The 13248-nt window shown below is 41.9% G+C and carries 4 protein-coding genes; 2 read left to right on the forward strand and 2 right to left on the reverse strand.

Features of this window, described 5'->3' with window-relative positions:
• Positions 1-204 precede the first annotated feature (204 nt).
• Positions 205-10074: an MBG domain-containing protein gene (locus tag LKJ51_RS00730; protein WP_291980032.1), complete on the forward strand. Its 9870-nt coding sequence runs from the start codon at positions 205-207 to the stop codon at positions 10072-10074.
• Positions 10075-10150: 76 nt separating this feature from the next.
• Here the strand turns inward: LKJ51_RS00730 and LKJ51_RS00735 are convergent, their stop codons facing one another.
• The gene (locus tag LKJ51_RS00735; protein ID WP_291980033.1) at positions 10151-10534 is read right to left on the reverse strand and encodes a hypothetical protein; all 384 of its coding nucleotides are present in this window, start codon (positions 10532-10534) and stop codon (positions 10151-10153) included.
• A 78-nt stretch (positions 10535-10612) separates the two neighbouring features.
• Positions 10613-12034, reverse strand: coding sequence for a Na+/H+ antiporter NhaC family protein (locus tag LKJ51_RS00740; protein ID WP_291980034.1), 1422 nt, complete (start codon positions 12032-12034; stop codon positions 10613-10615).
• A 464-nt stretch (positions 12035-12498) separates the two neighbouring features.
• Between LKJ51_RS00740 and LKJ51_RS00745 the strand changes: the two genes are divergently transcribed.
• On the forward strand, positions 12499-13044 hold the full coding sequence (locus LKJ51_RS00745; RefSeq protein WP_291980035.1) for a GNAT family N-acetyltransferase: 546 nt from the start codon (positions 12499-12501) through the stop codon (positions 13042-13044).
• Positions 13045-13248 lie beyond the last annotated feature (204 nt).

Below are 13248 nucleotides of genomic sequence, written 5' to 3' on the forward strand. Positions count from 1 at the left end.
AATTTAACCCAAATAAAAAAGGCGACTTTCGATGTTCAATTTGAATATTGAGAGTCGTCTTTGCCTTATTGGTAATATTTGTCCATCAATGATTCGTTTGCTAATATTGCTATTTCAATAACGAAAATGATGATACAATTTAATGTGTATAAATGAAAGCGATATAATGAAAAATAATTAATTGAAGAGTGGGGAGGATTAATAATGGGTAAGAACAATCAACAACGGAGAATGGTTCCAGAAAGAAAGAATTTCAAACTGTATAAGGCCAAGAAACAGTGGCTTACTGCTTGTGCCACCTTTATGTTTGCTTTTGGTGCATCCGCTGTAATGAATGTTGCCCAAGCTGATAAGCAGCCAGATGAGATCAAGCCTCATGTTGAAGAAGTCGAAGGAAGCTCCACAACGGGAAAATCACTAGTAGCTAATTCTAGTGTGTCATTAACTAAAAGTACCACTAAGAGTACTGATAACGCTAATACTTCAGCACAGCCAACTTCACAAACTCAACAACCAGCTGACAAGTCAGCAACATCAACTGTTACCAAGGCTGCATCAGGTCAGACAGACAGTGATGCTATCAGTGCTGTTACTAGTAAACCGGAGTCAACTCAACCAGCATCGGCAAGTGAACAGGATAATTCTGCGGTAAATTCAGCCAAGCCCGCATCAGAAATACCAGCTAGTGCAACGACCCAGACCACTTCTAGCGCAGGATCCGTTACTAAAAAACAATCAAGTGACAAGCAATCTGCTAAATCAAATATTCCAGTGCCCGTAACCCATCATGCTGTTGATTCTTCAGGCACTACCAATGGCGGCTATAATTCTGCTACGTGGGGTACACTGGATACATCTAAATGGACTGGGCAGACTGCGACATTCAATGGAACTAGTTACTATCAATTAACTAAATACACCGGTGACCAAGCTCATATTATTGTCCCTAATGAAGCCGACTTTGAGGCAGCTAATCAATCAACTAATAACCCTCAAGTGGCGATTTCTAATGATTTACTGAAAGGCTTGGCAAAGAATGCCACGACGATTGCCTTTAGCAAGACCGGTGACAAGAAAGTTAAGCTGGTAAGTGATAACTTAGATTCGACTTTTGAAAATAATAGTAATTTGGAAAAGTTAGACGCCAATAACTTGGATACCAGTAGCGTAACCTCGATGAAAAAGACTTTTCATGCGGCTCCTAAGCTATCATCCTTGACTGGCATCAGTGGTTGGGATGTTTCTAATGTCACAAGTATGACAGAAACATTCCGAGGTATGAATAGTTTGCATACTTTAGCCGGCTTGGAAAATTGGGATGTTCGAAAAGTTACCGACATGAACAATATCTTTAATGAAGAGAATACTAGCAATAATGTCGATATTTCAGCGCTGAGCAATTGGAAAACAAGTAGTCTGCAAAACCTATCAACCGCCTTTGCAAATATTAAATTTACCAATCTTCATGGGCTGGAAAGCTGGGATGTCAGTCATGTTACCAATATGAACTCTCTTTTTGAGAACGATGATAAATTGACTGATATCAGTGCATTGGCTAACTGGAAGACTGGCAATGTGCAAAATTTTGGCTCGCTTTTTGCTAGTGCCTACAAATTAACTGATCTTGGCGCATTAGCTAATTGGAATACTAGCAGTGCGACGGATATCGATCGTGCGTTTAATGGTACAGGCCTTATTAATTATCATGGCTTAGAGAACTGGGATACCAGTAAAGTGACTAATTTTGAAGCAATGTTTGCTAATGAGGGTGCATTAGTTGATGCCAGTGGGATCGCTAATTGGAACACCGGTAGCGTTACCAATATGAATGCTTTATTTACTGGTTCGAGTCCTCAATATCTTGATTTTTCTAAGTGGGACTTTAGTAAGGTGAATAAAGCTTCAGACGTCATCAAGAATATAAAGACGGTGGTCTATCTTGGTAATAATTCGACAATGACCGCTGATAAGTTAAGTGCTTGGGGACTTACTCAAGCAAATCAGCCAATTATTTTCGCGAGTGGCGCTCTTTACACACTCCTATCTAGCAACAAAAATAATCATAAAATTAAAATTAATAATGCAAACAATGCATATGGTACTCCAGGAACCCAAATAGGGACTATTTCTGTGCCGGTAGTTTATAATGCAGGTACGGCAAGTGACGCGACTGCTGCTATGAAGAGCTACCAAGACATGGTTGAGCATAAGGTTCAACAGTATGTTGATGACAATAATTGTGCTTTGAAGCTAATCTCTAAGGATCCAGTTAATGATTTAACTGGTCACAATAATCATTTAGTTAACTATGCACAAGCGACATATGCTAAAACTGCGGTTACCGTTCAGCTTATTGACGATGATGATCATGGGAGCCAAGTTGGTTCAACTCAGGGAGGGATTCTTGATAAAAGCGATCAAGTTAAGTTCACTATTCCAGCGAACTATCAATTAGCTCAAAATCCAGGTCTAACTATCACGCAAACAGGTAATCAGGCTACGCTGACGCATGACCCAACAGGTGGTCAAGTGACGGTTCAGATTCACCTGGTTCACCAAACCAAACAGGTTGACGGCAACACAGCAGGCCTTCCAGAGGATGTGAAGAAGTCTTTAAATAAAGATATTAGCCGGACGATTAATTACACTGGCTTAACTTCCGAGCAAGTCAACCAGATTCCAGCAGCTCAAAGAACACAAACTGTTCACCTGACCGGGAAAGCCACTTATGATCTAGTAACGAAAAAGCTGGTTAGCGATATTACTTGGGACCCAGCGCAAATTAACGGCTTTACGCCAAAGAATTTTGCTGGCTATGTCTCTCGGGTAGTGGGCACTAACGGTAACCAGGTTTCACAAATCACTGTGACGGCAGATTCTCAACCTGAAGCAGTAACAGTAAACTATAAAAAAGCCCAGTTTAAGATTAATGTCTGGGATAACACGACTAATCAATTATTATTCCCTGATGGGTATGAATGGGAGTTCAGTAACACAATTGGGTATGTAACTATTGTGCCGAGCAACTATCATGCTGATAATTATCAAAGTATTGGTGTCACTGGAGTTCCTTACGGCGTCAAGATTACTGGTGATCAAAAGAAGGATTTAAATCAACCAGATACCCGCTGGTGGATTCCAAACTATTACTGTGACTCAGATGCGAATAAGTATGACTTGGCTGGTTCAACGATTATGATTCATGTGGTTCACAAGCTGAAGGATGTTACCATCAAGGGCTCAGATGGCAAGACTTACGATGGTCAGCCAGGGACATTTGGTAGTGACAAGCCAATTACTATTACTGGTACTGATGCGGCTACTGGTAAAAAAGATATCAAATTAGTATCAAAAGATATTTCAATTAATGATTTTGTTTGGAATACTGACGCTGCACATGATGCACCATCTGAAGCTGGTAACTATAAGCTTGACTTTAAGGACAATGCAACCAAGAAAGCTATTATTGATATTCTTCAGAAGAATAATTCGGAGTATGGTATTAGTTATATTTATCCAAATAATTTGGGGAATATTCATACTGAATTAGATTATCATATTACCCCTGCTTCTAAAGTTGTAGTTCGTTACTATGATGTTACAGGTAAAGAAAAGACAGGTACTGAGTGGCAGCCAACTGATGGTACTGAAATTGCTAGTCAAATTGAAAATTTTGTCGGTAAAGGTGGAGATCCATTTAGCTTAGATTCTCTTTCTAACAAATGGAATTATGATCAAGTTGGTTGGAAATTTGTTGGTCAAAATAGTGTTACCAAGTACCCAACAAGTGGTACTACTACGCCTGATGGCAATTATTATGTTGGTAATTATAATGTCTATCTAAAGGCTGCTCAGCCTATATCAAAGACAATTACCAGAACAATTATTAATAAATTGCCCTCTGGAACCGTAACTACTACTCAAAAAGGCCTAGTTTCAAGAACTCATTCTGTTGATAAGACAACGGGCAAGGTAAGTTATGGTGAATGGAAGAACGGCACCTGGGATGCATTTAATGTTCCAACGCAAGCGGGTTATCTGCTTAAAATTACCCAAGAAATTGATGGGCAGAGTTCTCAAATTAAGTCAATTAATAAAGAAACAGTAACTTTTAACAGTAAGCCAGTTACGATTACGATTTCGTATCAAGAAGTACGTTTTACCATTAAGGTGCAAGATGACACGACCGGAAACGAACTTTATAGTAAAGACTACTCTAAATCAGATGGCGACTTCTGGGATAATTTTAGTGCCGAGATTAAGAATCATGGGGATTATCAATCAGTAAAAATTACCGGTGAACCCAAAAGCAATCCTAATGTTGTTACCTCTAATAGGGGTCAGTCATTTACTGATCCAAATACACAGTGGTGGTTCCCTAACGTGGCAAAAGACCCAGCAGCACTAGCAGGTCAGACTTTCGTTATTCATGTGGTTCACAAGCTAAAAGATGTTACGATTTCTGGCTCAGATGGCAAGACTTACGATGGTCAGCCAGGGACATTTGGCAATGACAAGCCAATTACCATTACTGGTACTGATATGGTAGATAACAGCCAGAAAACTTTGGATATTGCCGACATCACCACCGCCGACTTTAAGTGGAACGACGCTAGTCATACTAATGCCGGCTCTTACACTCTGACACCAAAGGATCAGGCCAAATTGATTCAAACGCTGCAAAAAGATAATCCTAAGTATGGTGTGGCTTACCTGAAGAGTATTGGCGGGCAGCTCAACTACACGATTAAGTCGAAGGTGACCTTTGAATTTGTCGATCACGATAACAACGACACGGTGATTGGCAGGCCTGTCACGCAGGGAATGACGATCAATGAGGAGAATACAATTACTCGAGCATTAACCATTCCCGATAAATATGTGTTGGCGACGGGACAAACGTTGCCGACGTCGTATAAGCCAACAAGTAATGCTCCTATTGTGAAAATTCAACTGGCCCACAAGATTGACGATGTTCAAGAAACGGCTACCAGAACGGCAACGGTCCATTATATCTATGCTAACGGTGACAAGGCTGGTCAAAAGGCCGCCGCTGATGCCGTTCTGGAAGTGGCATACAAACGGACTAACAAGAAGGATGAAGTTACAGGACAGGTCACAGATGGTAACTGGCTCTGGGATCAGAGTAAGAACGATGATGGCTTTACCCACGGCTACAAGGCTGTTCATGGTGACTGGACACTGCCACAGAATTGGGCCAATGTTTCGGTTAAGAACCCTGATGTTACTGGATATACAGCAATTACAAAGGGCGACTGGGAAATCAACAAAGATGGAACGCAATCTAATGTTCCTGCTAACCAGTTTGTTTTCCCAACTTATGCAGGTCGCGGAACTTCGACAGAGGGCGATAATTCTGTTGCTTATACGGATGAGGCACCGGTTTACGAAGCCCGGCCGGTTCACACGGTTTACTATGCTGAAGTTAAGGATGAAGGTAGATTAGTAACGAAGTCCTTTAAGAAGTACGATAACGGCACTTATACGGATGCGGATGTTATTACTCTGCCAAACGGCACTAAACAATCATACGCCCAGATTAAGGTGTGGTACCAAGGAACACCAACTGAAGTGGTCACGAATAAGAGTAGTGATCCGAAAAATTGGCAAGTAACTTATGATTGGACTTGGAACAAGGATGGTGGCGACCAGTCCACCCCTGGCTTTACGGTCATTTCAGGTCAAGGTCTCTGGCACAATATTGAAAATGGTGGCAGTTGGGGTATTACTGCACCAGACCTTTCGGGATATACGGTTGTAAGCCTTCGGCAAGATATAGGTCGCCATTCCGTTACTTCTGGTGCACCAAAGGTTACATTGGATGGTGAAACCACCGCGACTGCCTTTACTGATTCCGCTGATGATTGGTACTACAAGAATAATTTGACGACTTACTATGTACCGAACGCTGATTTACAGCGGACCATCACTAGAACCATCAAGATTGCTGGTGAAGACCCGGTTACCCAGACGGTTACTTTTAACAGAATGGCTTATATTAACCTTGATGATACCGGCATCGTTTTCGGTGCAATTATTGGTGGTGATGCTTACAAAAATGTCATTGGCGACAACGTTTGGAACCACAATTCAAGTGACCCAGACGGTATTCCGACCGGGACATGGGACGAATATGATCTTACTAAGCGGGGTTATACGGCAGTCATTAACGGTCAGGCTGTCACGAAGGTAGTAAGTGAGACTGTTAGCCCCGACAGCAAGGATCAGACGGTGAATGTCAGCTACATCAAGAACGTTGCCAATATTACGATTAATCACGCGCAAGTCACGGTCACTTATGGGGAAAAAGTTGAGATTCCAGCTGGAATCACCAATTCTGTAGCGGCTGGTGACCCGTTGATTACCTTGCCAGCTGGCAGCAACAATGTGCGGTTAAGTACAGATGATTTCTTATTTGCTGACAAAAATAGCAATATTCTGAGACAGTCACCAGTGAATGTTGGGAACTACCGCATTGTTCTGAATGGTCATGGTTTAGCGAAGTTCAAGGCTCTTGATTCTAACTTCACGTGGAATTACGATCCAAAGGCTTCCTATGTTGAATACAAGATTACAGCTTCTAAGAATGTTGTTAGTGTAAGTGGTACACAAACCGAAACTTACAATGATTCTGCTCAGAATGTTGCCTACAATGCTGACGGCAATAACAGTGTCACGGTTTCAATTTCTAGAGCTGCGGATAACCAAAATGGAGCCCTTGCTAGCCTGACTGGTGTCACCTTAGATTCGGGCGACTTTAAGATTGTTAATGCAGCTGGTAAAGGAACCCAAGCAATTAATGCTAACGGCACTTACCACATTGTTTTAACTGATCTTGGTTTAGGCAAGATCAAGGATAAATTAGGCAGCAACTACGCTATAACCCAAGCTAACACCTTTGGTACGCTGCAAATTAACAAGGCTACTGCTACAGCAACCTTAACTGGTCAAAATAATCGTAACTACAATGGCTCAGCTGTTTCACGGGATGACTTGTATGCTGGCACGAATGGCAACATCACAGTTACGATTGCTATTCCGAATAGTGACAAGACCATTAGCTACACTTTAAAGAATGGCGATTACACTTGGGACACTGCAGGTCATGTAGCTCCAACTGATCACGGTACTTACACGTTCCAACTTAATAAGGATAAGGTTTTAGCAGGCTTACAAGCTGCAATCGCTGGTGATTCAACTTGGAAGGGCAATGTTACTCTTAGTGCTGATAATTTAACTGGTAGTGCTCAATTTGACATTAATCAAAGAACATCTAGCGTTTCATTAGATGGCTCAGAATCTGTAACTTACAATGGCAAGCAAGCTGAGACGCCGCTTGGTCAATTGAAGGACAAGATTTCAGCTACTAATTTAGTTGGTCATGATGCTCACTTAGATCTATCTGGCTTAACTGCTAGTGACTTTGATTGGTACAAAGGCACAACTAAGCTTGATGAGGCGCCAACTGATCATGGTAATTACACGATCAAGCTGAAGGCTGATGGCTTAACTGCTCTTCAAAATAAAAATAAGAACTACAAGCTATCAATTAATGATCAGCAAAATGAGTATGGTTATGTAATTAATACTGCCAAGGGTACGATTAAATTAGCTAATACGCATACGATTACTTTTGGTGATAGTGACCCAGATTACTACCAGAACTATCAATTAACTCTAGGGACAACTACTAAAGTTGATGGATTTACTCCAAGCTATACTTTGCAAGCTGGTGATTTGCAATTCTCAACTGATGGCAGTAACTGGTCAACTTCTGTGCCAACTGGTGTCGGTGAGTATCATGTTTCCTTGAGTCAAGCTGGTTTTGATCATATTAAGGATGCCAACGGTGAGAACGGCAATGTTGTTTGGCCAGCAACGTATAGTGAAATCACAGATAGTGCTAAGTATGTCATCAACGCTGCAACGGCTACCGCTGAATTAGGCGGTAATGCAACGATGCAGTATGATGGCCAACCTGCCGAGCCCTCCGATCTTAACGGCAATGGCAGCACGATCAAGGTTACGGTTACGATTCCAGGCAAGACTGGCGAGCATGATTATACTTTGCAAGCTGGCGATTACACTTGGGATGCCGGATCCACACCAGTGAATGTTGGTAAGAATGCTTACAAGTTGTCATTCAACTTAAGTGACACTGGTAAAGCTCACTTGAAAGCATTCATTGATGGCATCGCAGGTAAAGGTCTTAATGACGTAAGCAACGTTAATATTCCAACTGCTGTATCTGGCAACGCATACCTGACAATCACTCCGGTTGCAATTACTGTTACCCAAGGCGGTTCAGGTGATAAGACTTATAACAGTCAACCTGCTGCTGTCAGTGTTGATACTGTTAAAGCCGCTTTAAGTGCTAGCGGATTAATTGGCGATCAGAACTTCAAGACTGATAGCCTAACTGCCACTGACTTCGATTGGTACAAGGGTAATGATGACCTTGGTAAGTTAAGTGATGCTCATGTAGCTCCAACTGATGCTGGTGACTACACGATTAAGCTTAATGCGGACGGTTTGAAGACATTGCAAGATGCTAACAGCAATTATAGCTTTGATGCAGTTGCTGATGCTTATAAGTACACGATCAATAAGGCTGACGGTACGATTGTACTGGCTGGTTCTGATAGTAGAGTCTTTGATAATCAAGAGACTACTAGTCTCGATGGTAGCAAGTACTCAATTACCATCAATGGTGTCAAATATGATCTAGCAGCAGGACAATATGAGATTGTTGATGCTGACGGTCATAAGGCCACAGTAAAGAATGCTGGTACTTACTACGTTGTCTTAACTGATAATTCTTTGACTAGCGATAAGAATTACAATTGGACAATTACGCCAAATGGTACGCAGAGACCAAATCAAATTGGTACCTACACCATTACACCAGCTTCACAAGTAGTAATTCACTATCGCGATGTAAACGATGTAACTGCTCCTGCTAGTGAATGGACACCTACTAGTGGCACGCCTCTTAATCATGATCAAACGGTTAACGGTATTCCTGGTAATTCATTTAGCTTTAATAATGTATCAGATAAGTGGAACTACGCTGGCGCTCATTACGTTCTAGCTGGACAAATTGAATTAGGAGAATTCCCAACTTCAGGCACACTTTCAAGTGATGGTAATTACTATGTTGGCAACTACTATGTTTACTTGAAGCACAAGACAACGTCGGCTAGTCAAACTAAGGATATTACCCGGACAATCATCGAGTACCTTCCATCCGGAGCAACCAAGACTACGAAACAAATCGTAACCTTGGAGCAGACCGGAACAAAAGATCTAGTTACTAATGAGATTAAATGGAATAATGATTGGACAACCGGTAAATGGAATGTCTTTATTCCGAAGACGGTTTCTGATTATACTGCCGAACCAGCTAGTGTAGCTGCTGAAGTGGTAAATATTCGGACTGTTCCCGTTACGATTAATATTTACTATAAGCGTAATCCCGTAATTCCACCGGTGCCTGAAACAGCTACCGAAAAGGTTCAATTCGTTGATGAATCTGGTAAGGTAGTTGCTAGCCAAGATTACAGTGGCAACCTTGGTCAGATCATTCCGGTAGAACTTACTGTTCCAGCTGGTTACAAGCTAGCTGCTGGTCAAGAATTACCAACAGAGATTAAGATTGAAAATGGTGCCATTACCATTAAGGTTGTGTCTGAAGGTTCTGATCATCCGGACCACCCAGATAATCCAGATCAACCGGTAAATCCCGATCATCCAGATAATCCTAACCAACCGGTAACACCAGATCACCCAGAAAATAATGGTGACAATACTGGTAAACCAGGTGAAGGTGGCAATGTTCCAGGACATAGCAACGTCACTCCTGGTCATATTGCAAATGACAATTCAATTTCTTCTCAAATTGCCCACCACACTAACGGTACCCATGACAAAACTAAGCAATTACCACAAACCGGTAACACCGCTAACGAAAAGGCAGTCACTCTTGGGTTCCTCTTCGCAGGTCTTGCAAGTATCTTTGGCTTTACGGGATTACGGAAGAAGAAAAAGCAGTGATTAAATTTTAGAATTTAATCCAAATAAAAAGGCGACTTTCGATGTTCAATTTGAACATTGAGAGTCGTCTTTTGTTTTACTTGTAATATTTGTCCACCAACCGAAGAAGCGCATCATCGCTTAACCCGGTATCTAATTTCTTAATGAATGCGAATGTCATTTTGCCATCGTAACCAGTGGCCTTTAGCTGCTCAATAGTGCTTTTAGTTATTTTGATCGCTTTTTGTTGTTCTCCTAATTGTTCACGTTCAAGCAGTTTCGCCTCATAATCCATAATCAGCGCCCTCCTTTTTGGGTCATCATTGATTTCTTTGATCTTCTTTTGTGCATAATCAAAATGCTTGTTTCCCGTAATCGGGTCACCGCGCATTAACCGAACTAAATTCTGTAGATTACGACTGTTACCCTTCAAACGACCTTTTGCATTAATGATAATTTTCGTGGAATTAGTTGGCAACATTATGATTTATGGTAGTAAGTATGAAAAAGCATCTTACAATTATTAGAGTAATTATAAGGTGCTTTAAATTACAAGATGTTAATCCGTCACTAACTTACTGGCTTGGCCATCTTTAGCAGGAACCTTAACGAGAATTCCCGCAATAATGCTTAAGATTGTAACGAGGAATGGGAAGAAGGCCCATGGAATGAAGGCAAATGGGTTAATTTGCAAGGTTGTAGCGATGAAGACTCCGGAAACACTCCACGGAACAATTGCATTGACTGCGGCACCGGCATCGTTAAGGACCCTTGTTAGTTGTTCCCGAGCCATCCCCAACTTATCAGCAGCATGGAGGAATGACTGTCCGGGAAGAATGATTGCAAGGTAGTGTTCACCGACCATTAAGTTGACCCCGATACAAGTTAGGACGGTTGCAAACGTTAAGCGACCGGGTGTCTTCACGATCCCTGCCAAGTGGTTAATGATTGTGCTAATGATATTAAGCTTAATTAATAGGCCACCGAGGGCAAGGGCGAAGAGGATTAGTGCTAGTGAAGTAAGCATGCTAGAGATCCCACCTTTGGAAAGAAGGGTATCAATCGTCTTATTACCGGTATGGGAAACGAAACCATTCATAATTGTGTGGGTAATTGTTGAAATACTTGTTTGCGGAGCGTGAATCCAACCAAGGAGAACCGCAAAGAGGGAGCCGAGACCGAGTGAAGGAATTGCTGGAACTTGGAAGACAGCAAGGATGATTAACAGAAGAACTGGTAGCAATGCCCAGCCGGAAATCCAGAAACCATTTGCTAGACCATGCATCATTTGGTGAACAGCTGCTAGACTGACGTTCTTGGAGTTGAGACCAAGGAAGGTGTAGAGAACAAGGCAGATTGCCCATGCAGGAATATCGGTAATCAGCAATGACTTGATGTGCTTGTAGATACTGATATTACCAACACTGGCTGCTAGGTTAGTCGTTCCTGAAAGTGGAGAAACGTTTGAACCACAAAAGGCACCAGAAACAATTACCCCAGCTGTTAGTCCTGGATTGATGTGAAGGGTTGCCCCAATCCCAACAAAGGCGATTCCCATTGTTGAAACGGTCGTGAATGAGCTTCCGCAAGCAATCCCGACAAGAGTACAAACGATGAAAACAGTTGGGAGGAAGAACTTAACCGAAATGATTTCAAAACCAAAGTACATGATTGTCGGAATGGTTCCGGAGAAGATCCAGGTAGCAATCAGGACCCCAATTGAGAGGAAGATAATTAACGGATCAACGCCGGCACGCAAGCCGCTCCGCATTCCGTCCATAACCGTCTTCCAGCGGAATCCACGAAGGTGACCGTAGATTGTGAGGAGGACAAACGAAATAAATAGTGGCGCTTGGGGTTCCTGACGCTTGAAAATAATTAAGTAGCCAAGGATGCAAAGAATGGCACAAAGGACGGCTAAACTTTCACCAAAGCTAAAGACGGGTTCGGGCTTATCGGTAGATTTTGTAAAAAGTTTCATGATATTTCTCCTTATTTAATACAAAAAAGCACTAACCAAATAACGCTCAGATAGTCAATCTAGTTAGTGCTTTCCAAAGAAATATTAAATTAGGAAAAACCACTTTGCCAGATTGATGCACCTAGCAAAGGCTTCATTAAAAACAACCCTGCTTAGGTACGAACGTCATTGTCCGCACCTAATGGACGGACATTACGCATAATAAGCATAGTTGCGATAATATGAGGTTGTGGTTAATGAAGATTGAATCATTATGGAAGTTCCTTTCGTTTGATGATGCTTTTATTAAACCACTCTCATTTTAATTAATCAAGTTCTAATTTTAATTTTATTAAAAAAGAGTTAGGACTAACTTCACATAATCTTCATGGTACTCATGCTATGATCCTCTTATCAAATAACTGGCGACTTGTTTTACATCCTAGCAAAAGCAGGCCGCCCTTTTTAGAAAGAGGGGATGAATAATGGCAATTTATATTCGAAGAGCACAGACAGCTGATTTACCGCAAATCGCAATGTTAATTGAAGACGCAAAGCAGGTTTTACGAGATCAGGATAATCCACAATGGCAGGATGGTCACCCGGAAGTAAAGACGATGCGGAATGACATCGACCGTGGCTATAGCTGGGTTTTGGTTAATGGCAACCAAATTGTCGGGACAGCAGTTCTCCAACTCTTAGCGGAAAAGAATTATGACGAAATTACGGATGGTCAATGGGCGGCACCGGATGAGCCTTACGCGATTATTCATCGGTTGACGATTGACCAAAATGCTGGCGATCAACATTTAGGGAGCCTTTTCTTGTCGAACCTCCTTACTGTTGGTTACCTTCAGGGTGTTCGGAATTTCCGCTATGACACCCATGCTAAAAACATCCCAATGCAGAAACTTGGCGAAGGGATGGGATTTGTCAAGCGAGGAACTGTTTATATCAAAGATGATACGGATCCGGAACACCTTGGATATGAGCTGCGTCTCGATGGTGATTGCACAGTAGTAAGCAACTAACAATATGAAGGAGGTTGAATCAGAATGAGAAAGTGGCAACAAAACTTAATTCGGTCGGCTGCAGTATTGATTGTTCAAACCGTAGCGGCCAAGGCGGTATATCGCTTGTTTAACAAAAAGACAGTACGGAAAAGTAGATAATTAAGACACAAAAGAGGCCGGAGAGTGTTCCGGTCTCTTTTGCAGCTGAGATCTGCTCACCAG

The organism is Limosilactobacillus sp., from assembly GCF_022651205.1.
GTDB lineage: Bacteria > Bacillota > Bacilli > Lactobacillales > Lactobacillaceae > Limosilactobacillus.